Origin of the sequence: Variovorax sp. J2P1-31, assembly GCF_030317215.1 — a bacterium.
Lineage (GTDB): Bacteria > Pseudomonadota > Gammaproteobacteria > Burkholderiales > Burkholderiaceae_C > Variovorax.
In genome coordinates, this window is the sequence record NZ_JASZYA010000001.1 from 1,524,545 (window position 1) to 1,548,909 (window position 24,365).

General features: G+C 71.0%; 21 protein-coding genes. 17 read left to right on the forward strand and 4 right to left on the reverse strand.

All coding sequences use genetic code 11. From position 1 onward, the window contains the following. The first annotated feature begins 127 nt into the window (after window positions 1-127). A complete protein-coding gene (locus QTI20_RS07020; protein ID WP_286548943.1) occupies window positions 128-382 on the forward strand; it encodes a ParD-like family protein in 255 nt (84 codons plus the stop codon). Beyond that, the gene (map, locus tag QTI20_RS07025) at window positions 382-1,173 is read left to right on the forward strand and encodes a type I methionyl aminopeptidase (RefSeq protein WP_286548942.1); all 792 of its coding nucleotides are present in this window, start codon (window positions 382-384) and stop codon (window positions 1,171-1,173) included. The genes QTI20_RS07020 and map overlap by 1 nt, the downstream gene beginning before the upstream one ends. A gap of 3 nt (window positions 1,174-1,176) precedes the next feature. Here map and QTI20_RS07030 read toward each other — a convergent pair whose 3' ends face one another. Next, the gene (locus QTI20_RS07030) at window positions 1,177-2,178 is read right to left on the reverse strand and encodes a hypothetical protein (RefSeq protein WP_286548941.1); all 1,002 of its coding nucleotides are present in this window, start codon (window positions 2,176-2,178) and stop codon (window positions 1,177-1,179) included. Window positions 2,179-2,359: 181 nt separating this feature from the next. Here QTI20_RS07030 and QTI20_RS07035 point away from each other — a divergent pair, with 181 nt between their 5' ends. The 7 genes from QTI20_RS07035 to QTI20_RS07065 are packed head-to-tail and all read left to right on the forward strand — an operon-like array spanning window position 2,360 to window position 10,373. Then, complete coding sequence (locus tag QTI20_RS07035) at window positions 2,360-3,469, forward strand: CaiB/BaiF CoA transferase family protein (RefSeq protein ID WP_286548940.1); 1,110 nt, start codon at window positions 2,360-2,362, stop codon at window positions 3,467-3,469. A gap of 12 nt (window positions 3,470-3,481) precedes the next feature. Continuing rightward, window positions 3,482-5,044, forward strand: coding sequence for a long-chain-fatty-acid--CoA ligase (locus tag QTI20_RS07040; RefSeq protein WP_286548937.1), 1,563 nt, complete (start codon window positions 3,482-3,484; stop codon window positions 5,042-5,044). 39 nt (window positions 5,045-5,083) lie between these two features. Continuing rightward, window positions 5,084-6,643 carry a long-chain-fatty-acid--CoA ligase gene (locus QTI20_RS07045; protein ID WP_286548934.1) on the forward strand — a complete coding sequence of 520 codons (1,560 nt, stop codon included), beginning with the start codon at window positions 5,084-5,086 and terminating at the stop codon, window positions 6,641-6,643. A gap of 29 nt (window positions 6,644-6,672) precedes the next feature. Beyond that, a complete protein-coding gene (locus tag QTI20_RS07050) occupies window positions 6,673-7,821 on the forward strand; it encodes an acyl-CoA dehydrogenase family protein (protein ID WP_183025813.1) in 1,149 nt (382 codons plus the stop codon). Window positions 7,822-7,845: 24 nt separating this feature from the next. Further along, entirely contained in the window at window positions 7,846-8,637 is a 792-nt protein-coding gene (locus QTI20_RS07055; protein ID WP_286548932.1) for an enoyl-CoA hydratase/isomerase family protein, read from the forward strand. A 22-nt stretch (window positions 8,638-8,659) separates the two neighbouring features. Beyond that, window positions 8,660-9,556, forward strand: a complete 897-nt coding sequence (locus QTI20_RS07060; protein ID WP_219217022.1) for an SDR family oxidoreductase — start codon at window positions 8,660-8,662, stop codon at window positions 9,554-9,556. Then, complete coding sequence (locus QTI20_RS07065; protein WP_286548929.1) at window positions 9,543-10,373, forward strand: crotonase/enoyl-CoA hydratase family protein; 831 nt, start codon at window positions 9,543-9,545, stop codon at window positions 10,371-10,373. The genes QTI20_RS07060 and QTI20_RS07065 overlap by 14 nt, the downstream gene beginning before the upstream one ends. Here the strand turns inward: QTI20_RS07065 and QTI20_RS07070 are convergent. Continuing rightward, window positions 10,370-11,137, reverse strand: a complete 768-nt coding sequence (locus QTI20_RS07070) for an AraC family transcriptional regulator (RefSeq protein WP_286548928.1) — start codon at window positions 11,135-11,137, stop codon at window positions 10,370-10,372. The two genes, QTI20_RS07065 and QTI20_RS07070, sit on opposite strands and share 4 nt — an antisense overlap. Before the next feature lie 103 nt (window positions 11,138-11,240). Here QTI20_RS07070 and QTI20_RS07075 point away from each other — a divergent pair, with 103 nt between their 5' ends. Continuing rightward, a complete protein-coding gene (locus QTI20_RS07075; protein ID WP_286548927.1) occupies window positions 11,241-12,056 on the forward strand; it encodes a sulfite exporter TauE/SafE family protein in 816 nt (271 codons plus the stop codon). 7 nt (window positions 12,057-12,063) lie between these two features. On the opposite strand, the gene QTI20_RS07080 is transcribed toward QTI20_RS07075, so the two are convergent. Further along, on the reverse strand, window positions 12,064-14,730 hold the full coding sequence (locus QTI20_RS07080) for a winged helix-turn-helix domain-containing protein (protein ID WP_286548926.1): 2,667 nt from the start codon (window positions 14,728-14,730) through the stop codon (window positions 12,064-12,066). Between the two features lie 280 nt (window positions 14,731-15,010). On the opposite strand from QTI20_RS07080, the gene QTI20_RS07085 reads away from it, so the two are divergent. The 4 genes from QTI20_RS07085 to QTI20_RS07100 are packed head-to-tail and all read left to right on the forward strand — an operon-like array spanning window position 15,011 to window position 20,243. Further along, window positions 15,011-16,216 carry an acetyl-CoA C-acetyltransferase gene (locus QTI20_RS07085; protein ID WP_286548925.1) on the forward strand — a complete coding sequence of 402 codons (1,206 nt, stop codon included), beginning with the start codon at window positions 15,011-15,013 and terminating at the stop codon, window positions 16,214-16,216. 24 nt (window positions 16,217-16,240) lie between these two features. Then, a complete protein-coding gene (locus QTI20_RS07090; RefSeq protein WP_286548924.1) occupies window positions 16,241-18,430 on the forward strand; it encodes a 3-hydroxyacyl-CoA dehydrogenase NAD-binding domain-containing protein in 2,190 nt (729 codons plus the stop codon). A gap of 5 nt (window positions 18,431-18,435) precedes the next feature. Next, entirely contained in the window at window positions 18,436-19,407 is a 972-nt protein-coding gene (locus QTI20_RS07095; RefSeq protein WP_286550975.1) for an NAD(P)H-dependent flavin oxidoreductase, read from the forward strand. Then, a complete protein-coding gene (locus tag QTI20_RS07100; RefSeq protein ID WP_219217047.1) occupies window positions 19,404-20,243 on the forward strand; it encodes an acyl-CoA thioesterase in 840 nt (279 codons plus the stop codon). Before QTI20_RS07095 ends, QTI20_RS07100 begins: the two co-directional genes overlap by 4 nt. Before the next feature lie 8 nt (window positions 20,244-20,251). Here the strand turns inward: QTI20_RS07100 and QTI20_RS07105 are convergent, their stop codons facing one another. Beyond that, entirely contained in the window at window positions 20,252-20,869 is a 618-nt protein-coding gene (locus QTI20_RS07105; RefSeq protein ID WP_286548922.1) for a DJ-1/PfpI family protein, read from the reverse strand. A 95-nt stretch (window positions 20,870-20,964) separates the two neighbouring features. Here QTI20_RS07105 and QTI20_RS07110 point away from each other — a divergent pair, with 95 nt between their 5' ends. The 3 genes from QTI20_RS07110 (at window position 20,965) to QTI20_RS07120 (ending at window position 24,252) form a co-directional block, all read left to right on the forward strand. Next, window positions 20,965-22,299 carry an aminotransferase-like domain-containing protein gene (locus tag QTI20_RS07110; protein ID WP_286548921.1) on the forward strand — a complete coding sequence of 445 codons (1,335 nt, stop codon included), beginning with the start codon at window positions 20,965-20,967 and terminating at the stop codon, window positions 22,297-22,299. A 178-nt stretch (window positions 22,300-22,477) separates the two neighbouring features. Then, window positions 22,478-23,473, forward strand: a complete 996-nt coding sequence (locus QTI20_RS07115) for a hypothetical protein (RefSeq protein ID WP_286548919.1) — start codon at window positions 22,478-22,480, stop codon at window positions 23,471-23,473. After that, window positions 23,467-24,252 carry a hypothetical protein gene (locus tag QTI20_RS07120; protein ID WP_286548918.1) on the forward strand — a complete coding sequence of 262 codons (786 nt, stop codon included), beginning with the start codon at window positions 23,467-23,469 and terminating at the stop codon, window positions 24,250-24,252. The genes QTI20_RS07115 and QTI20_RS07120 overlap by 7 nt, the downstream gene beginning before the upstream one ends. Window positions 24,253-24,365: the final 113 nt, after the last annotated feature.

Below are 24,365 nucleotides of genomic sequence, written 5' to 3' on the forward strand. Positions count from 1 at the left end.
ACGTCGGCGCCCACCGCCACAACCACCGTTGCGGCGCAGGCGAGGCCGTCGCCAGGCGTGACGCCTCGGCATCACGGGACCACATGAACCGTATATAATTCGCATACGTTTCATATAGAGGTGGGCCATGGGTATCGTCAAGATTTCAGACCTGATGCACGAGAACCTGCGGGTCGCGGGCAATGCACTCAGCAGGTCCATCAACGCACAGGCGGAGCACTGGATGCGCGTCGGCATGCTGACCGAGATGCATCCGGAGCTGGACCACCGGGAGATCTGCCAGCTGCTGATCCGGGCCGAGCTCGCGGGCGGGCTGGACATCACGATGGCCGCGACGCCCTCCGCCGCCAAGCCGGTCGCGGCGCGCGCCGGCAAGCACTGATGGCGCGCACCGTTCCCATCCACGGCGCCGAGGGCCTCGCGATGTCGCGCCGGGCCGCGGGCCTGGCCGCCGAGGTGCTGGCCATGATCGAGCCCCATGTGGTGCCGGGCGTAAGCACCGAGGCGCTGGACCGGATCTGCCACGAGCACATCGTGAAGGTCCAGGGCGCGATTCCGGCCAACGTGGGCTACCAGGGCTATCCCAAGACCATCCTCACCTCCGTCAACCAGGTGGTGTGCCACGGCATTCCCTCGCCCGACAAGGTCCTCAAGAAGGGCGACATCGTCAACATCGACGTGGCGGTGATCAAGGACGGCTGGTTCGGCGACACCAGCCGGATGTTCTTCGTCGGCGAACCCGGCGTGCTGGCGCGGCGCCTGGTGGAGACCACCTACGAAGCGCTGCGGGCCGGCATCCGGCAGGTCCGGCCGGGCGCGACGCTGGGCGACATCGGCCATGCGATCCAGTCGGTGGCGCAGCGCGAGCATTTCAGCGTGGTGCGCGAATACTGCGGGCACGGCATCGGCCAGATCTACCACGACGAGCCCAACGTGCTGCACTACGGCCGGCGCGGCGAGGGCCTGAAGCTCGAAGCGGGGATGGTCTTCACCATCGAGCCGATGCTCAACGCCGGCCAGGCCGGCACGCGGCAACTGCCCGACGGGTGGACCGTGGTGACGAAGGACCGGTCGCTGTCCGCCCAGTGGGAGCACATGGTGGCCGTCACGCCCGAAGGCTACGAGGTGCTCACGGCCTGGCCGGGCGGCACCGGCGCCTACCCGCCGATCTGAGGCTCAGCGCATGGCCTGCAGCCGGAGAATCTCCTGCTGCAGCAGCGCGATGAACGGGCCCTTGAGCGCGGTGTCGGCGTGCGCGGGCAGCGTCAGGGTCGCCTCCACGTTGTTCAACAGCTGGTCGCCCTTCTCCGACAGGCGCAGCGAACGCGCGTCGAGCCGCGCCAGCTCGATGCGGACCGGCGCCTCCATCAGGTCCTTGCTGTGCAGCGCCTGCGCGGTCAGCGCGAGGCCGTAGGGGCCGCCGAACAGCGGGAAATCCACCAGCGCGAACTGCAGCGCTTCCGCATTCGGGATCTGGAACTTGTCGACGACCTTGCCCAGCTTCTTGGCCAGCTTGGGGTTGGCGGGGTCCAGCAGCGTGTCGGCCGCGCCGTGGTCGGCGATCAGGCCGCCCAGGGTCCAGCTGCGCTCCGGGGCCTGGCGCTGGCTCTGGTGCTGCGCGTGGTAGTCCAGCACCGTCCGGAGCACCGAGGTCAGCAGCACGTCGAGCCGGCTGGTCAGGGCGGCTTCCGGGCGCTCGGCCAGCGCGCTCCAGTCCTTCCAGGCCTTGTAGCGCGCGAGCAGCACCGCGACGAAGGCGCCGGCGTCGTCGGCGCGCGCGGGCAGGGCGTGGCCCTCGGCTGGCGGCGGCGCGGACGAGAGCACCGTGAAATCGTCCTGCACGTAGATCGCCTGGTCGCTCAGCAGCAGGCCCTGCGCGGTGCGGCGGCCGCTCAGCCGGTTCATCGCGTGGTAGCCGACGAAGAGCAGCGGGATCTCGTCGCTGATCCAGGGCTTGGGGCCGTACATCTGCTCGACCGCCTGGGCGAAGACCTGCGCCGCATCCTCATGGTCCGGGTGATCGGCCTGGTCGGGCAGGAACAGGAAGGCCGACAGATCGGCATTGGAGGGCCTGCGCACCGCCTGTTCGACAGCGGCCCGCAGGGCGGCGCCGTGGCGCGCATGCGGGTCCGGCAGGGTGGCCAGATGGTCGTTGAAGGACGAGTAGACGAATGCCATGGGGGGATGTCTCCGGTGGGCCGCTGGAAAGCGTGATCGCGGGGCCATCTTAGGGGAGGGCGCGGCCGGGCCCTGGGCCCCCCAACTTCGTCGCTTTCGACGATGCGAGCCGCGCCGCCGTGGCGCCAAGATGCCTTCCATACCAACAGGCCGCCCGCGGGGGCCACAGGAGACATCAAACATGGCAGGTCCGCTCCAGGGGCTTCGGGTGATCGAGATGGCCGGCATCGGCCCGGGTCCGTTCTGCGCGATGCTGTTCGCCGACATGGGCGCCGAGGTGATCCGCATCACGCGGCCCGGCACGGCCGCCGACCCGAACGACATCCTCACGCGCAGCCGCGGCACGGTGGCCATCGACCTGCGCGCCGAGGGCGCGGCGCAGCAGGTGCTGGACATCGTGGCCGGCGCCGACGTGCTGATCGAGGGCTTCCGCCCCGGCGTGATGGAGCGCCTGGGCCTCGGGCCCGAGGCCTGCCATGCGCGCAACCCCCGGCTGGTCTACGGCCGCATGACGGGCTGGGGCCAGCACGGCCCGCTGGCCCAGGCCGCGGGGCACGACATCAACTACATCGCGATCAGCGGCGCGCTGCACGCCATCGGCCGCTCGGGCGAGGCGCCGGTGGCGCCGCTCAACTACGTGGGCGACTTCGGCGGCGGCGCGATGCTGCTGGCCGTCGGCGTGCTGAGCGCGCTCTACGAAGCGCAGCGCTCGGGCCGCGGCCAGGTGATCGATGCCGCCATGACCGACGGCGCGGCGCTGCTCTCGGCCATGTTCTACGGCTTCAAGGCGGCCGGCCAGTGGAGCAACCAGCGTGGCGAGAACCTGCTCGACGGCGGCGCGCACTTCTACGACACCTATGCCTGCGCCGACGGCAAGTACGTGGCGGTCGGCGCCATCGAGCCGCAGTTCTACGCCTTGCTGCGCGAGCGCTGCGGCATCGCCGACGACCCGGCCTTCGACGCCCAGATGGACGCCGCCCGCTGGCCGCTGCTCAAGCTGCGCATGGCCGACGTGTTCCGCACCCGCACGCGCGACGAATGGTGCGTGCTGCTCGAGGGCAGCGACGCCTGCTTCGCGCCGGTGCTCGACTGGGACGAGGCGCCGGCGCATGCGCACAACGTGGCGCGCGGCACCTTCGTCGACGTGGGCGGCGTGGCGCACCCGGCCCCCGCGCCGCGCTTCAGCCGCACGCCGCCGGCCACGCCCCGCGCCGCGGGCGACGCCGGCCTCGAGGACGGTGCCGCGCTGCTGCGCCGCTGGGCCGAAGACCGCCGCGCGTCGGCCGGCTGAGGGCGACAAGACATGAAGCTCTACCTGACGCAGGCCCTGCACCGCGCGGTGCAACTCCGTCCCGAGGCCACGGCCACGCTGTTCCAGGGCCGCAGCCGCACGTACGGCGAACTGGGCCACCGCGTGGCCCGCCTGGCCGGCGCGCTGCAGCGCCTGGGCCTGCAGGCCGGCGACCGCGTGGGCATGCTCGCGCTCAACTCGGACCGCACGCTCGAGTACTACCTGGCCGTGTGGTGGGCCGGCGGCGTGGTCAACCCGGTCAACACGCGCTGGAGCGCGACCGAGATGGTGCATTCGCTCGACGACTGCGGCACCGCGATCCTGTGCGTCGACGACGCCTTCGTGCCGGTGCTGGGCACGCTGCGCGCGCAGTCGAAGGCGCTGACGACCTGCATCTACATGGGCGAGGGCACCGCGCCCGAAGGCCTGCACGACTGGGAAACCCTGCTGCGCGAGAGCGAAGCGGTGCCCGATGCGCTGCGCAACGGCGAGGACCTGGCGGGCGTGTTCTACACCGGCGGCACCACCGGCCGGCCCAAGGGCGTGATGCTGAGCCATTCGGCACTGGCGCTGAACTCGCAGATCTCGCTGCTGGGCGCCTACTTCGACGAGCGCGCGCGCCTGCTGCAGGTGGCGCCGCTGTTCCACCTGGCCGGGCTGTCCTTCCTGCTGCGCGGCGTGGTCGCGGGCTGCACCCAGGTCATCGTGCCGGGCTTCTCGGTCGACGCCATGCTGGCCGCCATCGCGCGCGACCGCAGCTCGCACCTGATGGCGGTGCCCGCGATGCTGCAGGTGCTGGTGGACGATCCGCGCACCGCCCAGGCCGACCTGTCGAGCGTGCAGTTCGTGGGCTACGGCGCCTCGCCGATCACCGAGGCGCTGCTCGAACGCGCCTTCGCGATGTTCCCGCAGGCCGAGTTCGCGCAGGGCTACGGCATGACCGAGCTCTCGGCCGGCGTGAGCTACCTCACGAGCCGCTACCACACGCCCGAGGGCCGCAAGCTGGGCAAGCTGTCGTCGGCGGGCCAGGCGCTCGCGGGCGTCGACCTGCGCATCGGCGACGCCGACGGCCGCGAGCTGCCGCGCGGCGAGGTCGGCGAACTGATGGTGCGCAGCCCCTGCGTGATGCAGGGCTACTGGAACCTGCCCGCGCAGACCGCCGCCGCGCTGCGCGAGGGCTGGATGCACACCGGCGACGCCGGCCGCATGGATGCGCAGGGTTTCGTCTTCATCGTCGACCGCTTCAAGGACATGATCGTGAGCGGCGGCGAGAACGTCTACTGCGCCGAGGTCGAGGGCGCGCTCGCGGGCCACCCCGGCGTGGCCGCGGTGGCGGTGATCGGCGTGCCCAGCGCGACCTGGGGCGAGGGCGTGCACGCGGTGGTGGTGCGCAAGCCCGGCGCCAGCGACGATGCCGACGCGCTGATCGCCCACTGCCGCACGCTGATCGCGGGCTACAAATGCCCGCGCAGCATCGAGTTCGTCGATGCGCTGCCGATCTCGGGCGCGGGCAAGGTCATGAAGTACAAGCTGCGCGAGCCGCATTGGGCCGGGCACGACCGAAGAGTCGGCTGACGCACCTGTAGAAACACCAAGAACGAGGAGACACAAGACATGATCCTGACCCAACCCCTGCACAAGGGCCGGCGCGAGAAGCCCGAAGCCATGGCCGTGGTCTTCGGCGAGCACCGGTTGAGCTTCGGCCGTTTCACCGACCGCGTGGCCCGCCTCGGCGCGGCGCTGCGCGCGCTCGGCATGGGGCCGGGCGAGCGCGTCGGCATGATGAGCTTCAACTCGCATCGCTTCGTCGAGTTCTTCTTCGGCACCTGGTGGGGCGGCGGCGTGATCAACCCGGTCAACATCCGCTGGAACCCCAAGGAGGTCGCGTACTCGCTCGACGACTGCGACACCCGCATCCTGCTGGTCGACGACGCCTTCGCGCCGCTGGCGGCCGAGCTGCGCGCGCTGTCGAGCTCGCTGCGCACCGTGGTCTATTGCGGCGACGGCCCGGTGCCCGAGGGCATGCTGGGCTACGAGGCGCTGCTCGAGAAGAGCGCGCCCTGCGAGGACGCGCCGCACAGCGCCGACGAGCTGGCGGCCATCATGTACACCGGCGGCACCACCGGCCGGCCCAAGGGCGTGATGCTCACGCACGGCAACCTCTACATCGACGCGCTGGGCTCGATCGCGGCGCTGCCGCGCACCGCGCAGAAGCCCGCGATCGTGATCACCACGCCCATGTTCCACGTGGCCGGCTGCGGCCTGTCGATCCAGGCGATGCTGCGGCTCGCGCCCCAGCACGTGCTGCCGATGTTCGACGAAGTGGGCATCCTGCAGGCCATCGAGTCCGCGCGCGCGACCGAGACCTTCCTGGTGCCGACCATGATCAAGCGGCTGATCGAGCATCCGCGTTTCGCCGAGTTCGACCTGTCGAGCCTGGACCTGATGCTCTACGGCGCCGCGCCCATCGACGTGCCGCTGCTCGAGAAGGCCATGCTCGCATTGCCGCGCGCGGGCTTCTCGCAGGCCTACGGCATGACCGAGCTCTCGCCCACGGTGGCGGTGCTGCAGCCGCACTGCCACCTGCCTGGCCCCGACCGCGAACGCCTGCTGCGCTCGACCGGCACGCCGCTGCCCATGGCCGAGATCCGCATCGTCGACGGCGAGGACAACGAGGTGCCCACCGGCCAGGTCGGCGAGATCGTGGCGCGCGGGCCGATGGTCATGCGCGGCTACTGGAACAAGCCCAGGGAGACCGAAGAGGCGCTGCGCGGCGGCTGGATGCACACCGGCGACGGCGGCTATGTGGATGCGCACGGCTTCCTGTTCGTGGTCGATCGCATCAAGGACATGATCGTGAGCGGCGGCGAGAACGTCTACTCGGCCGAGGTCGAGAACGCCATCGCGCAATTGCCCCAGGTGCTGATGTCGGCCGTGATCGGCGTGCCCGACGACAAGTGGGGCGAGCGGGTGCACGCGGTGGTGGTGCTGCGCCCGGGCGCGACGCTCGAAGCGGATGCGCTGATCGCCCATTGCCGCAGCCAGATCGCGGGCTACAAATCGCCGCGCAGCGTGGAGTTCCGCGATGCGCTGCCGCTGTCGGCCGCGGGCAAGCTGCAGAAATTCCAGTTGCGCGAGCCCTTCTGGGCCGGCCGCGAGCGCCGCGTCGCGTGAACTGAACCATCAGAAAACAAGGAAAAGACATGCCCATCGACTTCCGCCGCTCCTGGAGCGACGAGGACCTGGAGCTCTACCGCGACAACGTGGTGCGCTTCATCGACACCGAGATGCTCCCGCACGACGAAGCGGCGCGCAAGCGCGGCCACGTCGGCCACGAGATCTGGCGCAAGGCCGGCGCGCTGGGCCTGCTGTGCGCGGACATCCCCGAGCAGTACGGCGGCGGCGGCGGCGACTTCCGCCACGAGGCGGTGTTCTACGAGGAGATGTCGCGCCGCGGCCTGACCGGCATGAGCACCTCGGTGCACGCCATCGTCGCGCACTACTTCCTCAACCACGGCACCGAGGCGCAGAAGCAGAAGTACCTGCCGCGCATGGCGCGCGGCGAGCTGGTCGGCGCCATCGCCATGACCGAGCCCGGTGCGGGTTCCGACCTGCAGGGCATCCGCACGCGCGCGCAGAAGGACGGCGAGGGCTACCTCATCAACGGCTCGAAGACCTTCATCACCAACGGCTTCCTGGCCGGCGTGGTGCTGGTGGTGGTCAAGACCGACCCGAGCCAGGGCGCCAAGGGCACCTCGATCCTGATCGTCGAGACCGAGGGCTGCAAGGGCTACCGCGTGGGCCGTGTGCTCGACAAGATCGGCATGAAGGCGCAGGACACCTCCGAGCTCTTCTTCGACGACGTGCGCGTGCCGGCCGAGGCGCTGCTGGGCGGCACCGAAGGGCAGGGCTTCTTCCAGCTCATGGGCGACCTGCCCTACGAGCGCACCATCATCGGCGTGACCGCGCTGGCGACGATGGAAGGCGCCTTCCAGGCCACGCTCGACTACGTGCGTGAGCGCAAGGCCTTCGGCAAGCCGATCGCCGAATTCCAGAACACCAAGTTCAAGCTGGCCGAGATCGCTACGCAGATCAAGGTCGGCCGGGCCTTCATCGACCGCTGCGTGGAAGACCTGGTGGCCGGAAAACTCGACACCGCCACCGCCTCGATGGCCAAGCTCTGGGGGTCCGAGACCCAGGGCCGGGTGGTCGACGAATGCCTGCAGCTGTTCGGCGGCTACGGCTTCATGAACGAGTACATGGTCGCGCGCATGTACGCCGACGGACGCATCCAGCGCATCTACGGCGGCACCAACGAGATCATGAAAGAGGTGATCTCCCGTGCGCTGTGACACCGTGACGCGGGAGCTGCTGCGATGAGCGTGCTCGAACTGCGCGAGGAGGGCGGCATCGCCTGGCTCACGATGAACCGGCCCGAGCGGCTCAACGCGATGAACCCGGAACTGGTGCAGGCGCTGCGCGACTACTTCGAGGGCCTGAACGCCCGCAGCAGCGCGCGTGTGGTCGTGCTGCAGGGCGCGGGCCGCGCCTTCTGCGCCGGGCTCGACCTCAAGGACCAGGTGGGCGGCCCCGAGAAGCCCTCGGTGCCCGAGGTGCTCGACCAACAAAAGAGCATCCGCGACATCATGCTGGCGATGCGCCGCTGCCCGCAGCCCATCGTCAGCGTGGTGCAGGGCTCGGCCAGCGGCGGCGGCTTCGCGCTGGCGCTGGCCTCCGACGTGCGGCTGGCCACGCCCGAGGCGCGCATGAATGCCGCGTTCATCCGCATCGGCCTGTCGGCCTGCGACGTGGGCGTGAGCTATTTCCTGCCACGCATGGTGGGCAGCTCGGTCGCGGCCGAGTACCTGCTCACCGGCCGCTTCATGGACGCGCAGCGCGCCTACGCGCTGGGCCTGGTGAGCCGTGTCGCGCCGCTGGCCGAACTGCAGGCCGAGGCGCAGGCGCTGGCCGAGGACATGCTGCATGCCACGCCGCTGGCGCTGCGCCTGACCAAGGACGCGCTCAACTTCGCCATCGACGCACCCAGCATGGAGGCGGTGATCGCGATGGAAGACCGCAACCAGGTGCTGTGCACCCAGACCGCCGATTTCCGCGAAGGCATGCAGGCCTTTCTCGAAAAACGCGCACCCAACTACGCCGGCCGTTGAACAGCCCCAAGGATTCCACGACATGACCCTCGACGACCTGATGTACAAGCCCGGCCTGCTGGCCGGCAAGCGCTACCTCGTGACCGGTGGCGGCAGCGGCCTGGGCCGCGTGATGAGCGAGGCGCTGCTGCTGCTGGGCGCCGAGGTCTACATCTGCGGCCGGCGCGAGCCCCTGCTCGAACAGACCGCGGCCGAACTCATGGCCGCGCACGGCGGGCGCGTGATCCCCAAGGCCTGCGACATCCGCCACGAGGCGCAGATCGGCACGATGCTCGACGAGATCTGGGCCGACGGCGGCGCGCTCGACGGCCTGATCAACAACGCCGCCGGCAACTTCGTGAGCCGCACCGAGGACCTGTCGCCACGCGCCTTCGACGCCATCTCCAGCATCGTGTTCCGCGGCAGCTTCTGCATGACGCTGGACTGCGGCAAGCGCTGGCTGGCCGAGGGCAAGTCGGCCTCGGTGCTGTCGATCCTCACGACCTGGGTCTGGAACGGCTCGCCCTTCACCGTGCCCTCGGCGATGTCGAAGGCCGGCCTGCATGCGATGACGCAATCGCTGGCGGTCGAATGGGCCGGCCGCGGCATCCGCTTCAACGCGATCGCGCCGGGCCTGTTCCCGACCGAGGGCATGAGCGCGCGCCTGAATCCCGGCGGCGGCGAGCACAAGGCCGACCGCAACCCCATGGACCGCAACGGCCGCATGCCCGAGCTGGCCAACCTCGCGGCCTTCCTGATGGGCCCGGGCTCGGAGTACGTCAACGGCCAGACCATCGCCATCGACGGCGGCCAGTACCAGGCCACGGGCGGCAATTTCTCGCGCATGGCCGAATGGACCGACGGCGATTGGCGGCGTGCGCGCGAGAATATCGCCGAACGTGACGCCAAGGACCGGAGACAACGCCATGCCAACGACTGAGACCCAGAGATTCCACGACCGCGTGCAACTGCAGCTGGACGGCGACGGCGTCGCCCAGCTGCGGCTGTCGCGCCCCGACAAGATGAACGCCATCGACGCCGGCATGTTCGCCGGCCTGGTGGCGGCCGCCGAGCATCTGGCCGGCGTCCGCGGCCTGCGTGCGGTGGTGCTGCACGGGGAGGGCCGGGCCTTCTGCGCCGGCCTGGACATGGCGAGCTTCGGCCGCATGAGCGAAGGCGGCGTGGTGGCCGACGGCCTGACCGACCTGCTGGCGCGCACCCACGGCCTGGCCAACGCGCCGCAGCAGGTGGCCTGGGCCTGGCGCGAGCTGGCGGTGCCGGTGATCGCCGCGGTGCATGGCGTGGCCTTCGGCGGCGGCCTGCAGATCGCGCTGGGCGCCGATGTGCGTTACCTCGCGGCTGACACGCGCATGTCGGTGATGGAGATGCAGTGGGGCCTGGTGCCCGACATGGCCGGCATCCCGCTGATGCGCGAACTGCTGCGCGCCGACGTGGCACGCGAGTTGGTGTTCAGCGCGCGCATCGTCGAGGCCGAGGAGGCCTGCCGCATCGGCCTGGGCACGCGCGTCTGCGCCGACCCGCTGGCCGAGGCGCTGGCCTTCGCGCGCGGCATCGCGGGCCGCAACCCCGACGCGGTGCGCGGCGCCAAGCGCTTGCTCAACCAGTCGGCCGATGGCGATGCGGCCTCGCTGCTGATGGCCGAGTCGGTGGAGCAGGCCAAGCTCATCGGCAGCGCGAACCAGCGGGAGGCTGTCAAGGCGGCGATGGAGAAGCGGGTGCCGCGCTTCCAGGACTAGGCACGTTCCAGGAACGACGACGGCGCGCGCCCCAGCCGCTTGCGGAACATGGTCGAGAAGGCGCCCGGGCTGTCGTAGCCCAGCTCCAGCGCCACCGTGGTCACGGGCGTGCCCGAGGCCAGCCGCGACAGCGCGGCCAGCAGGCAGGCCTGCTGGCGCCATTCGCCGAAGGCCATGCCGGTCTGCTGCCGGAACAGGCGGCTGAAGCTGCGCTCGCTCTTGTGCAGCTGGCGCGCCCAGTCGCCGGGCGCGGCGTGGATCAGCGGCCGGTGCAGGAAACCAATGCACAGCGCGGCCAGGCCCGGGTCGCGCGGCAGCGGCGCGAAGAAGGGCAGCGTCTCGGCGCGCGCCAGCTCGTGCAGCAGCAGCTGCATCAGCACGCCGTCGCGCGTGTGTTCCTGGTAGTCGGCCCGTGCGTCGGTGGCTTCCAGCAGCAGCTGGTGCAACAGCGCCGAGACCTTGAGCACCGCGCACTGCGTGCCGGCGCGCGGCGCCGCGGCCGGTTCGATGTAGAGGCTGCGCGTGCTCACGCCCACCATGCGCACCCGGTGCGGCTGGCCGGCCGGAATCCAGACGCCGCTGTAGGGCGGCACGACCCAGGCGCCGTCGTCGGTGCCCACCTCCATCAGGCCGGTCGCGCCGTAGAGGAACTGCGCGCGGCGGTGGCTGTGGGTCTCGAGCAGCACGCCTTTCGCATAGTCGGTGCCGATGGCCAGCACGGCCTGGGGCAGGGCATCGACATCGGCGAGGGGCACGTTGCGCATGGTTGGACGAGTTTGGCTGAACGGCGAACATTATTGGCGAATCGGCGCAGGCGGGCCGGGCGTCGGGTCCGGACACTCGGTCTCTTTAGCGAAGAGGTTGCCCGTGTCCTTCTATGTCCTGCTCGGCGCGTTCGGTCTTCTGGCCGGCGTCACCACCGTGTTGTTCGGCTTCGGCGGCGGTTTCGTCGTCGTGCCCTTGCTCTACCGGATGCTGCTGATGGCCAACGGCGAGCAGAGCGCGGTCGGGCGCTCGGCCATGCAGATCGCGGTTGCGACCTCGACCTGCGTGATGGTCTTCGGCGCCGCGCTGGCCACGCGCCGCCACCAGCGCGCGGGCACGCTCGATTGGGCGCAGGTGCGGCCGCTGCTCGCGCCCATCGCCGTGGGCGCGGCGCTCGGTGCGCTGGCCGCGAGCGCCGCGCAGGGCGAGTGGCTGCGCTGGGCCTTCGTGGGCTACCTGGTGCTGACCATTCTCGACAGCGTGTTCCGCCCGGGCTTCCTCTCTCGCCGGCCCGCGCTGGCGCCCGCGCCCTCGGGACTGGCGACCGCCGCATCGGGCCTGGGCATCGGCACCGTCGCCGCCTTGCTGGGCGTGGGCGGCAGCGTGATGACCGTGCCGCTGATGCGCCGGCGCGGCGTGGCCATGACCCAGGCCACGGCGATGGCCAACCCGCTGTCGCTGCCGGTCGCGCTGGCGGGCGCCGCGACCTACGTCGCGCTGGGCTGGCATGCGAGCGCCTCGCTGGGCACGGGTTACATCGGCCTGGTGGACCTGCGCGCGCTGGCCGTGCTGGTCGCGGGCTCGTGGGGCGGCATCCGGCTGGCGGCGCCGCTGATCGGGCGCATTCCCGACGCGGTGCATGCCCGGGTCTACCTGGGCCTGCTCACGGCCGTGCTGCTGGCGATGGTGCTGCGCTGACGAAGCTTCAGCGGATCACGCCCAGCTTGCGCGCGATGGCCACCGCCTGCGTGCGGCTCTTGGCGTCGAGCTTCATGTTGATGTTGCGCAGGTGGGTGCGCACCGTGCTGTCGGACACGAAGAGCTTCTCGGCCATCGCGTTGTTCGAATAGCCCTCGGCCAGCAGCTGCAGCACCCGGATCTCCTTGCGCGTGAGCGGCTCCTTGTTGCCGTCGGCGCTGGGCGCCTCGACATTCGGCGCGACCATCGGGCCAAGTACCTGCAGCAGGCGCTGCAGGTACTCGGCCAGGATCGGGTCGCTGCGCCCGTCGGCCGCGCTGCGTTCCTGCGCCGCGTTGGCGTAGCGCTGCACCAGCAGGCCCACGGCCGGACCCTCGTCGAGGATCAGGCGCATGAAGCCTTCCTGGCTCGCGGTCTGCAGCACCGCGCCGATCTCCTCCAGGGCCGCGGCCACGTCGCCCGCGCGCTGCAGGGCCAGCGCGCGCAGTACGCGCAGCTTGAGCGCGCGGCGGCTGCGCGCGGCGGCGAGGGCGGCGTGCAGTTCGGCGTCGAGCGCGGTGAGCGCGACGCGCGGGTCGCCGAAGCTGATCTCCCAGCGCGCCCGCGCCAGCGCGAGGTAGTCCAGGTCGTGCGCGGGCAGGCGCTGGCGGCGCTCGCGGTCCCACAGGGCCGGGTCGTCGGCGCGCGCGAGCTCGTCGCGCGAGGCCGGGCCGTTGCCCTGCAGCAGCAGCATGCGCGAGCGTTCGAGCTTGGCGCCCGCCACCACGCGCGGCAGCTGGCGGTGGTGGCCCAGGTACTCGAGCTCGGTCAGCGCCTGGAAGGCGGCGTCGATGTCGCCGGTGTAGAAGGCGATGCGCGAGCGCATCACGTGGCTCAGGATCATGTGGTCGGGCAGCCCCACGTCGCGCGCCAGCGGCAGGTAGACGTTGAGCAGGTGGTCGGCCTGCGGCAGCTGGTTGGCCTCGTAGACCACGCCCGCGTACAGCACGCCGGCCCAGGCGTTGCCGTGGCTGTGGTTGTACGAGACCGCATGGGTGGAGTCGACCGCCATGCGGAAGCGCGCCGTGGCCTGGCGCAGCCGGCCGCCGTGCAGGTCGAGCATGCCCTCGAGCGACTCGGTGTACATGCGGTTGAAGGTGCTGTTGCCCTGGCGGCTGCGCGCCGCGTCGAGCAGGCGCTGCGATTCGTGCTGGTCGCCCACCACCGAGATGATGTTGGCCATCGCGTTGAGCAGCGCGCTGTCGGCGAAGGGCAGCCCGGTGGGCAGCCGGGCCAGGCTCTCGCGGCCGGCCTCGTAGGCCTCGTCGTAGCGGTCCTGCATGGCCAGCAGCAGCGGGGTCAGCGTGTGGGCGCTGGCGCGCACCTCGGGGATGCCGCTCTCGGCGCAGCCCGACTGCTCGAGCTTCTTCATCGCGTCCCAGGGGCCGTAGGTGAAGCAGGCGGCCCACAGCGCGATCAGCTGCAGGAAGGGGTGGGCGCGCAGCTGGTGCTCGGGAATGGCCGAGAACCACCGCGAGAGCATGCGCATGCGGCCCTGCTCGAGGAATTCCTCGGCGTAGCTGTCGAGCAGCGTGAGCGCATGCGGATGGTCGCCGCCCTCGATCGCGTGGTCGATCGCGGGCACCGGCCGGCCCTGCGATTCGTACCAGCCCGAGGCCGCGAGGTGCAGCCGCGCGAGTTCGTCGGGCCGCTCGCGCGCCAGCTGCGCGCGCAGGAAATCGGCGAACAGGCTGTGGTAGCGCCAGGCCGGCGTGTCGCTGGCCACGGGCGTGAGGAACAGGTTGGACGCGGCCAGCTGGTCGAGGATGGCGGCGCAGTCGACGCGCGGGTTCAAGGTCTGGCAGACCGAGGCGTCGAGCTGGCGCAGGATGCTGGTGCGCAGCAGGAAGTCGCGGATCTCGCGCGGCTGGTGCGCGAGCACGTCCTCGGCCAGGTAGTCGGCCACCGCGCGGTCCGAGCCCGAGAAGCGCTCGACGAAGCCGGTCTCGAGGCCGTGCCGCTCCAGCGCCATCGAGGCCAGCCAGATCGCCGCCACCCAGCCCTCGGTCTTGCGGTGCAGCTGCGACAGCATGTCGGCCGGCAGCGCCTGGCCCGCGCGCTGGCCGAAGAAGGCGCTGGTCTCGTCGATGTTGAAGCGCAGCCGGTCGGTGTCGATCTCCATCAGCTGGCCGCGCGCGCGCAGCCGGCCCACGCCGAGGTCGGGCAGGCTGCGCGAGCCGATCACGATGCGGCCGCGGCGCGGCAGGTGGTCGATGACCTCGCGCACCAGGCCCAGCACCGCGGGCTCCTGCACCACCTCGAAGTCGTCGAGGAACAGCGTGAAGGGCGAGTCGTGCGCGGCCAGCGCGGCCACCGCGTCGAAGGGCGCGTTGGCCGGCGGCTCGTCCACGCCCAGGCGCTGCACCGCCTCGCCCAGGCAGATCAGGAAGCGCGAGACGTCGTTGTCGGCCCGGTCGAGCGTGAGCCAGGCGGTGGCCACGCCGTCGGCCTCCATGCGCTGGCGGCTCTGCGCCATGGCCGTGGTCTTGCCGAAGCCCGCGGGCGCGCGCACCAGGACCAGCTTCACCGCCGCCGCCGCGATCTGTTCGCTGATCGCGGTGCGCAGCACCTGCGTGACGACCACGGCCGGCGGGTTGAGCTTGGTTTCCAGGATGCGGGGCGAGGTGGGGGGCATTGCGGGTGGTTGGAAGAAGAAGGAAAAGGCGGATCGGGGCCGCGCGCCAGGGCGCGGCGGGCAGGGCAGCGGTGTTGTAGCGGGCTATCGCCTCGGGTCTTGTCTCCTTGGGCGCAGCGCTTCGGGCGGGCACCGCGAGGGACCCATTGTGGGGGCCACCCCGGCGAGGAATTTCCGTCGCTTCCGACGATTTCGCGCTTCGATTCTGCTTTCTAGACTGGCCGCCGACCCACTGAGAAACCCTTGCAGACCGAGGCGATCCTGGCTGCAGCGCACCGACATGACCGACGTATTCCTCTATGACCACGTGCGCACGCCGCGCGGCAAGGGCCGCCCCGACGGCGCCCTGCATCCCATCACGCCCGTCCAGCTGGCTGCCCAGGTGCTGCAGGCCCTGCGCGAGCGCAACGGGCTGGACCCGACGCAGATCGAGGACGTGGGCCTGGGCGTCGTGATGCCGGTGGGCGAGCAGGGCGCCGACATCGCGCGCTTCGCGCTGCTGGCCGCGGGCTACGGCGACAGCGTGGGCGGCTACCAGCTCAACCGCTTCTGCACTTCGGCGCTGGACACGCTCAAGATGGGCTTCGGCCTCGTGGCCTCGGGCCAGGCCGACGCGGTGATCGGCGGCGGCGTGGAGTCGATGTCGCGCGTGCCCATCGGCAGCGACGGCGGCGCGGTCTACACCGACCCGGCCATCGGGCGGCGCTTTCCCTACATCCCCAACGGCGTCGCGGCCGACCTGATGGCCGCGCTCGACGGCGTGGGCCGCGAAGACGTCGACGCCTACGCGGTCGAGAGCCAGCGCCGCGCGGCCCAGGCCCAGGCCGAAGGCCGCTTCGACCGCTCGCTGGTCCCGGTGCGCGACGGGCTCGGGCGCACCGTGCTGGCGCGCGACGAGGCCAACCGGCCCGGCACCACGATGGCCGACCTCGCCAAGCTCAAGCCGGCCTTCACCGCCGCGGGCGAACAGGGCTTCGACGCGATCGTGCTGCAGCGCTACCCGCAGCTCGAGCGCGTGCCCCACATCCACACCGGCGGCAATTCCAGCGGCATCGTCGACGGCGCCTGCGCGGTGCTGCTGGGCAACCGCGCCTACGGCGAGCGCAACGGCCTGAAGCCGCGCGCCCGGCTGGTGGCCGCGGCCTCCTGCGCCGACGAACCGCTGCTGAGCCTGGGCGGCCCGCTGCCCGTGACCGAGCGCGTGCTCGCGCGCTGCGGCATGGCCATCGGCGACATCGACCTGTTCGAGGTCAACGAGGCCTTCTCGGTGGTGCCGATGCGCTACGCGCGCCACTTCGGCATCGACCCGGCGCGCATCAATCCCAACGGCGGCGCGATCGCGCTGGGCCATCCGCTGGGCGCGACCGGCGCCATCCTGGTCGGCACGCTGCTCGACGAACTCGAACGCAGCGGCCAGGCGACCGGCCTGGTCACGCTGTGCGCCGCCGCGGGCCAGTCGACCGCGCTGGTGATCGAACGGGTCTGACCCTCTCCTGAAGCCTTCCTCCCCATGACCCAGACCCCCAACCTCCGCTTCGAGGTCGACGCCGACGGCATCGCCCTCATCACCCTCGACGTGGCCGACCGGCCGATGAACGTCTTCACGCCCGGCTTCTCGGCCGACCTGCGCGCGGCCGTGGCCGAGCTCACGCGGCGGGAGGACGTGCGCGGCGCCGTGATCACCTCGGGCAAGCGCAACGGCTTCCTGGCCGGCGCCGACCTCAAGGATTTCGTCGGCTTCCATGCGCGCGGCACCACCGCCATCGAAGCCTCCGAGCTGATCGCGGAGAGCGCCCAGCCGCTGCGTGCGCTCGAGCGCTGCGGCAAGCCCGTGGCCGCGGCCATCAACGGCCTGGCGCTGGGCGGCGGTTTCGAGCTGTGCCTGGCTTGCCACCACCGGGTGCTGGCCGACGACCCGCGCGCCGTGGTCGGCCTGCCCGAGGTCACGGTCGGCCTGCTGCCCGGGGGCGGCGGCACGCAGCGGCTGCCGCGGCTGATCGGCATCGAGCGCGCCTTGCCGCTGCTGCTGACCGGGCGCCATGTGGCACCGGCCGAGGCGCTGGCGCTGGGCCTGGTCGATGCCGTGGTGCCGGCCGACGAACTGGTCGCCACCGCGCGCCGCTGGGTGCTCGCGCATCCCGATGCGCAGCAGCCCTGGGACCTGAAGGGCTTCCGCGTGCCCGGCGGCACCGGCGCGCTGGCGCCGCATGCCAACGGCAGCTTCGGCGCCACGGTGGCGCGCATCCGGCGCGAGACGCAGGACAACTACCCCGCGCCGCTGGCCATCCTCTCCGCGGTCTACGAGGGCACGCAGCTGCCGATCGAACTGGGCCTGCGCATCGAGGCCCAGTACTTCGGCCCGCTGCTCGCCGGCCCGGTGGCGCGCAACCTGATGCGCACGCTGTTCGTGAACCGCGGCGCCGCGCAGAAGCTCGCGCGCCGGCCGGCCGGGGTGCCGCGCCAGCCGGTGCAGCGCCTGGGCGTGCTGGGGGCCGGCATGATGGGCGCGGGCATCGCGCAGGTCGCGGCGGCGGCCGGCATCGAGGTGGTGCTGGTCGATGCGACGCAGGCCGCGGCCGAGGCCGCCAAGGCGCGCATCGCGACCGCCTATGCCAAGGAGAAGGGCGCCGATGTCGAACAACGGCTGGCGCGCATCACCGCCACGGCCGACCTCGGCCTGCTGCGCGGCAGCGACTTCGTGGTCGAGGCGGTGTTCGAGGACCGCCAGGTCAAGGCCGATGTCATGGCCCGCGCGGCCCTGGCGCTGGGCGACGTGCCCGCGCATTTCGTCTGGGCCAGCAACACCTCGACCCTGCCCATCGACAGCCTGGCCGCGCACTGGCAGAAGCCCGCGCAGCTGATCGGCGTGCACTTCTTCTCGCCGGTGCCGCGCATGCCGCTGGTCGAGGTCATCCTGGGCCCGCAAACCGCACCGGCCGCGCTCGCGCGCGCGCTGGACTTCGTGCAGCAGCTGCGCAAGACGCCGATCGTGGTGCACGACAGCCCGGGCTTCTTCACCAGCCGCATCTTCTGCGCCTACATCGACGAAGGCATGGCGATGCTGGCCGAAGGCGTGGCGCCCGCGCTGATCGAGAATGCCGCGCGCCAGGCCGGCTTCGCGACCGGCCCGCTGGCCGTGACCGACGAGGTCTCGCTCGACCTGCAGCAGCAGGTGATCGACCAGGCGACCGCCGACGGCCTCGATGCGCGCTTCCTGCGCGGCCATGCGCAGGCCGTGGTCGCGCGCATGAACGCGCTGGGCCGGCTGGGCCGCAAGAGCGGTGGCGGCTTCCATGACTTTCTGGCCGAGGGCGGCAAGCAGCTCTGGCCGGGATTGGCGGATGAATTCCCGTTGGCCGCCGATCAGCCCGCGGTCGAGGCACTCAAGCAGCGCCTGCTGGGCATCCAGGCGCTGGCCTCGGCACAGTGCGTGGAGGAGGGCGTGGTCACCGAGGCGGCCGACGCCGACCTGGGGTCGATCCTCGGGCTGGGCTACCCCTCGTGGACCGGCGGCACGCTGTCGTACATCGAGACCGTCGGCCTGCGCGCCTTCGTGGAACAGTGTGACGCACTGGCCGAACGCCACGGCGAACGCTTCCGACCCTCGGCCTGGCTGCGCGCCCGCGCCGAGGCAGGCCACCTGTTCCATCCCCCGGCGCCCCAGGCCGCCGACCCTCGTCCCCTGGAGAACGCATCGTGAGCAGCATCCGCACCCGTGTCACCGAACAACTGGGCATCGCCTACCCGATCATCCAGGGCGGCATGCAGTGGGTGGGCGTGGCCGAGCTCGCCGCGGCCGTGTCGAACGCCGGCGGCCTGGGCATCCTGACCGCGCTCACCCAGCCCACGCCCGAGGACCTGGGCCGCGAGATCGCGCGCACCCGCCGGATGACCGACAAGCCCTTCGGCGTGAACCTCACGATCCTGCCCTCGATCCAGCCGCCGCCCTACGCCGACTACGTCGAGGCGATCGTCGAGGGCGGGGTGCGCATCGTCGAGACCGCGGGCAACAGCCCCAAGGAATTCATCGCCCGCTTCAAGGAACGCGGCATCACCATCGTCCACAAGTGCACCACGGTGCGCCACGCGCTGTCGGCCGAACGCAATGGCGTGGACATGGTGTCCATCGACGGCCTCGAGTGCGCGGGCCATCCGGGCGAGGACGACGTGGGCGGCCTGGTGCTGATCCCGGCCGCGGCGCGCGCACTGAAGATCCCGATCATCGCTTCGGGCGGCATCGCCGACGGCCGCGGCCTGGCCGCCGCGCTGGTGCTCGGCGCCGAGGGCGTGAACATGGGCACGCGCTTCTGCGTGACGCAGGAGGCGCCGATCCACGACAACATCAAGCAGGCGCTGGTGCGCGGCTCGGAGCGCGACACCGCGCTGCTGTTCCGCACGCTCAGGAACACGGCGCGCGTGTTCCGCAACGCCATCGCCGACGAGGTGCGCGCCATCGAGCAGCGCCCGGGCGGCTGCGAATTCGAGGACATCCGCCCGCTGGTGGCCGGCGCGCGCGGCCGTGCCGCCTTGGCCTCGGGCGCCGTCGACGACGGCGTGATCTCGGCCGGCCAGTGCATCGGCCTGATCGACGACGTGCCCACTTGCGCCGAGCTGATCGCGCGCATGGTGGCCGACTGTCGCGAGAGGCTGGCCCTGGCCGGGCGTTTCTTCTCGTGAGCCCCTGGAGCGAAGGCGAGCGCGGCGCGGCACTGCAGGCGCTGGTCGCGCAGCTGCGGCTGGAGCAGCTCGAGCACAACCTCTTTCGCGGCAGCAGCAGCGACATCGGCGCGCCGGCCGTGTTCGGCGGCCAGGTGCTGGGCCAGGCGCTGATGGCCGCGGCCCGCACCGTGCCGCAGCATGCGGCGCACTCGCTGCACGGCTATTTCCTGCGGCCCGGCGACAAGGCCGCGCCCATCGTCTACGACGTCGACCGCATCCGCGACGGCGCGAGCTTCACCACCCGCCGTGTGGTCGCGATCCAGCATGGCGAGCCGATCTTCCACATGTCGGCGTCCTTCCATCGGCGCGAGGAGGGCGTGTCGCACGCCCCCGCGATGCCCGAGGTGCCGGCCCCCGAGCAGACCCGGCCGCGCGAGGCGGCGCTGCGCGCGGTCGACGAGGTCTTCGACCTGCGCTTCGTCGACCCGCGCGACCCGGCCACCGCGGGCCCGCGCCCGGCAGTCAACCGCGCCTGGCTGCGCACCGCCGAGGCCTTGCCCGACGACCCGGTGCTGCACCAGGCCTTGCTGGCCTACGTGTCCGATTACAGCCTGCTGGGCGTGGCGATGCAGCCGCACGGCCTGCACTTCAAGCAGCCCGGCGTGCAGGGCGTGAGCCTGGACCACGCGATGTGGTTCCACCGCGATTTCCGCTGCGACGACTGGCTGCTCTACGACACCGAGTCGCCCTCGGCCGCGCATGCGCGCGGCTTCTGCCGCGGCAGCCTGTTCAGCCGCGACGGGCGGCTGGTGGCTTCGGTGGCGCAGGAAGGCCTGATCCGCGTGCGGGGCTGAAGCCGCACTCAGGCCGTCGCGGGCTGGCGCGCGAGGAAGGGCGCGATGTTGCGCATCGCGCGCTCGACATAGGCTTCCTTCTCGCCCACCGGCGCCACATAGTGCAGGGCGTTGCGTGCCGCGTCCTCGCCTTCGAGCCGCGCGATCAGCCAGGCGGCCAGGTACTGCGCCGCCAGGCAGCCGCCTGCGGTCGCCACGTTGCCCTTGGCCACGAAGGGCCGGTCCAGCACCTCGATGCCCGCGTCCTGGACCCAGGGCCTGGTCGTCAGGTCGGTGCAGGCCGGCAGGCCGTCGAGCAGGCCCAGCCTGGCCAGCACCAGCGTGCCCGAGCACTGCGCGCCCAGCAGCTGCCGGGCCGGGTCGAGCTGCAGCTGCGCCATCAGGGCCGGGTCGGCCACCACGTCGCGCGTGAGCCGGCCGCTGCCGACGATCACCGCGTCGGCCGCGCAGGCCTCGCGCAGCGTGGCCTGGGCCTCGACCACGACGCCGTTCATCGAGCGGACATGGGTGGCGGGGCTGGCGATCGACACGCGCCAGCCGGGCTTCTGGACGCGGCGCAGGATGTTCAGCGCGATGAAGGAGTCGAGTTCGTTGAAGCCTTCGAAGGTGAGGATGGCGATGTGCATGGGGGTGTTCCGGCGCGCGGTCGTGGGTGGAGGGTTCCGGCATCGTAGGAAGCCCGTTCAATACAATCAAATAATTGTCATGAATACATTGGTCCATGGCCCACGCCCGCTACAAGACGCTGGTCGACACCTTCGCCGCCGAGATCCGTGAGGGCCGCCTCGCGCCCGGCACCCGGCTGCCCACGCACCGCAAGCTGGCCGCGCGTGAGGGCGTGGCGCTGGTCACGGCCACCCGCGTGTACGCCGAGCTCGAGGCCATGGGCCTGGTCAGCGGCGAGACCGGCCGCGGCACCTTCGTGCGCGAAACCCTGCTGCCGCGCCACCTGGGCATCGACGCCTACGACACCGCGGCCGACCTCACCGACCTGAACTTCAACTACCCCGCGCTGCCCGGTCAGGCCGGCATGCTGCGCGCCGCGCTGCGCCAACTGGCGGCCACGGGCGACCTGGAATCCCTGCTGCGCTACCAGCCGCACGGCGGGCGCCTGCCCGAACGGGCCACGGTCGCGCGGCATCTCGAAGACCGGGGGCTGGCGGTGGACCCTGCGCAGGTCGCCATCGTGGCCGGTGCGCAGCATGGCCTGGCGACCACCGCCATGGCGCTGCTGCAGCCCGGCGACGTGGTGGCGGTCGATGCCTTGACCTACCCGGGCTTCAAGCTGCTGGCGCAGGCGCAGCACCTCGAACTGGCGCCGCTGCCCGCGGCCGGCGCGGGACCGGACCTCGATGCGCTGGAGGCGCTGTGCCGGCGCCGGCGCGTGCGCGCCGTGTACGTCATGCCCACGCTGCACAACCCGCTGGGCTGGGTGATGAGCGCCAGCCGCCGCCGGCAGCTGGTGGCGCTGGCGCGCCGCCATGGCCTGCTGCTCATCGAGGACGCGGCCTACGCCTTCCTCGCGGCCGATCCCCCGCCGCCGCTGGCCGCGCTGGCGCCGGAGATGACCGTCTACGTCTCGGGCCTGTCGAAGAACGTGGCCACCGGTCTGCGCGTGGGTTTCGTCGCGGCACCCTCGGCATGGATGCCGAAGATCGAGCGCGCCATCCGCACCACGACCTGGAACACGCCCGCCGTGATGACGGCCATCGCCTGCGGCTGGCTGGAGGACGGCACGGTGGCGCGGCTCGAGGCCGAGAAGCGCGCGGACGCGATGCGCCGGCAGGCGATCGCCACCGACGCGCTGGCCGGGCTGCGCTGCGTGCGCCATCCCGCGTCGTACTTCCTGTGGCTCACGCTGGCCGAAGAGGTGCGGGCCGACCGCGTGGCCAAGGCGCTGCTGGCCGAACGCATCGCGGTCTCGACGGCCGAGCCCTTCTCGACCACCGCGCACGTGCCGCATGCCTTGCGCCTGGCGCTGGGTTCCGTCCCGCTGGAAGGCCTGGGCGCGGTGCTGGGAACGGTCAGGCGGGTGATCGAGGGGCAGACGTTCTGAGAGTGTTCGGAGTCGTGAGCGCCCGCGAGTTCAAGCCCCGTTTTTCCGTGGTGACGGCGGGCGCGTGTGCGAGCCGCCCACAGGCATGACAACAGGTGTCAGCGCCGAGATAACAGAAAATTCACACGATAACAGTTGTTATGTTATTGTGCGGAATTCGAGTTACCAAGGAGGGGATGTGAGCACCCTCGCAACTGGCGTTCTGCGTTACCTTGAAGAGGTCCTGGGTGTCGAAGCCTCAGGCCTCAGGCCGTGGGCGCATTCGAACGAACTGCCGTACTTCCTGCGCGACGCATTCGCGTTTCATGAGCTGGCGTTGCTGGGCCAGCCCATCCTCCTCGCGACCGGGCGCGTCGAAGCGAAGCAGTCGCTCAAGGACGTTCGGATCTGGCTGGACAAGGTCAAGTCCCTGACAGGATTGCCGGTGGTCTATGTGACCGATGCGCTGGCCTCGTATGACCGTCGGCGCCTGATCGCGCAAAAAGTCCCCTTCGTCGTTCCGGGCAACCAGCTCTATCTGCCGGACCTGGGTCTGGACTTGCGCGAGTACTTTCGGAAACGCGCGCCAGCCGCGGACACGGCGCTGAGCCCGTCCGCCCAGGCGATGCTGATCACGGCCTTGCTCCGCCAGCCGTGGCAAGCCGATTGGCAGCCCTCCGCGGTCGCGGTCGCCTTGGGCTACACGCCCATGACGCTGTCGCGCGCCGTCAAGGAGCTGACGGCGGCCGGAGTGGCCACTGCCTACACGGTCGGCCGCGTGCGCTGGCTGCGCATGGAACTTCCGCCCGCGCAGATCTGGGAGCGTGCGAAGCCCGCGCTGCGCACGCCGGTCAAACGCACGGTCTGGGTGGCAGGCCATGGGCATGACGCGGATCGGCCTCGACGGGTGGCCGGGCTCAGTGCGCTGGCGCTGGGCTCCATGCTGGCCGAGCCGAGATCGCCGGTGTATGCCGTGACGGCTGCCGAATGGAAGGCCGCGACGAATGCCGGTGTTCGCGCATTGCCTGAGCCCGAAGCGGGCGCACAGGAATGGCAGCTGTGGCGCTACAGCCCGGCGCTGATCCCGGACGTCACCACGGTGGACCCGCTCTCGCTGATGCTCAGCTTGGAAGACAACGCCGATGACCGCGTCCAGCTCGCACTGGACGAATTGAAGGCGCAGCTCCCATGGTGAGAGGGCTGCGTGTTTTCCAGGAGAGGTTTGCGCCTTACGTCGACCAGTACGTGCTGATCGGGGGCACGGCAGCGAGCCTCACGATGGAGGAGGCCGGGCTGGAGTTCCGGGCCACCAAAGACCTGGACTTCGTGTTGCACGTGGAGGTGCTGACGCCGGCATTTGGCGAGGCCTTCTGGCAATTCGTCGAGGACGGCAGCTACGCGATCCGCCAGGCCAGCGACACGGGACGCCCGATCTTCTATCGCTTTCAGAAGCCTGCGGACGATCGCTACCCGGCGATGGTCGAACTGTTCGCCAGAGCGCCCGACGGACTGCGGCCCGCTGAAGGCAGTCGGCTGACACCGATCCCCCTGGACGAAGCCGTCTCCAGCTTGTCCGCCATCCTGCTGGACGAGGGCTACTACGCCTTCGTCATGGCTGGGCGCCGCGAAGTCCTGGGCTTGCCCTGCATCGCAGAGGATCGACTCATCCCGCTCAAGGCCATCGCTTGGCTGGAACTGAAGGCGCGAAAAGAGCAAGGCGCCCAGGTGGATGCCAAGGACGTCCGCAAGCACCTGAACGACGTGCTGCGACTGTCGCAGCTGTTGACGCCCGCCACACGCATTCCGCTCGATCCGAAGATCAACGGCGACATGAAGCGCTTCCTGGTCGCGGTGGCAGCCGACGCATCCATCGACCTCAAGACGCTCCAGCTCGGGAAGCTCGCAATGGCCGATGTGCTGACCCGTCTCGCACAGGCCTATGGCATCGAACTGCCATCGCAAGGGGGCGAATGACAAGCGATCGGCCGCAGGGACTCTCGACGCGTCGCTGACCTCGCGCGCATCCATGCAAAATGACCCGCATCAATGCATGGAACGAGCGAATGAACGGCCCCGACAACGAAGCG

Coding starts and splice junctions, on each gene's coding strand:
- QTI20_RS07085 (WP_286548925.1), top strand. CDS start 15,011: ATGACCGACGTATTCCTCTATGACCACGTGCGCACGCCGCGCGGCAAG.
- QTI20_RS07045 (WP_286548934.1), top strand. CDS start 5,084: ATGATCCTGACCCAACCCCTGCACAAGGGCCGGCGCGAGAAGCCCGAA.
- map (WP_286548942.1), top strand. CDS start 382: ATGGCGCGCACCGTTCCCATCCACGGCGCCGAGGGCCTCGCGATGTCG.
- QTI20_RS07120 (WP_286548918.1), top strand. CDS start 23,467: ATGGTGAGAGGGCTGCGTGTTTTCCAGGAGAGGTTTGCGCCTTACGTC.
- QTI20_RS07105 (WP_286548922.1), bottom strand. CDS start 20,869: ATGCACATCGCCATCCTCACCTTCGAAGGCTTCAACGAACTCGACTCC.
- QTI20_RS07110 (WP_286548921.1), top strand. CDS start 20,965: ATGGCCCACGCCCGCTACAAGACGCTGGTCGACACCTTCGCCGCCGAG.
- QTI20_RS07055 (WP_286548932.1), top strand. CDS start 7,846: ATGAGCGTGCTCGAACTGCGCGAGGAGGGCGGCATCGCCTGGCTCACG.
- QTI20_RS07060 (WP_219217022.1), top strand. CDS start 8,660: ATGACCCTCGACGACCTGATGTACAAGCCCGGCCTGCTGGCCGGCAAG.
- QTI20_RS07050 (WP_183025813.1), top strand. CDS start 6,673: ATGCCCATCGACTTCCGCCGCTCCTGGAGCGACGAGGACCTGGAGCTC.
- QTI20_RS07030 (WP_286548941.1), bottom strand. CDS start 2,178: ATGGCATTCGTCTACTCGTCCTTCAACGACCATCTGGCCACCCTGCCG.
- QTI20_RS07065 (WP_286548929.1), top strand. CDS start 9,543: ATGCCAACGACTGAGACCCAGAGATTCCACGACCGCGTGCAACTGCAG.
- QTI20_RS07035 (WP_286548940.1), top strand. CDS start 2,360: ATGGCAGGTCCGCTCCAGGGGCTTCGGGTGATCGAGATGGCCGGCATC.
- QTI20_RS07040 (WP_286548937.1), top strand. CDS start 3,482: ATGAAGCTCTACCTGACGCAGGCCCTGCACCGCGCGGTGCAACTCCGT.
- QTI20_RS07080 (WP_286548926.1), bottom strand. CDS start 14,730: ATGCCCCCCACCTCGCCCCGCATCCTGGAAACCAAGCTCAACCCGCCG.
- QTI20_RS07090 (WP_286548924.1), top strand. CDS start 16,241: ATGACCCAGACCCCCAACCTCCGCTTCGAGGTCGACGCCGACGGCATC.
- QTI20_RS07070 (WP_286548928.1), bottom strand. CDS start 11,137: ATGCGCAACGTGCCCCTCGCCGATGTCGATGCCCTGCCCCAGGCCGTG.
- QTI20_RS07020 (WP_286548943.1), top strand. CDS start 128: ATGGGTATCGTCAAGATTTCAGACCTGATGCACGAGAACCTGCGGGTC.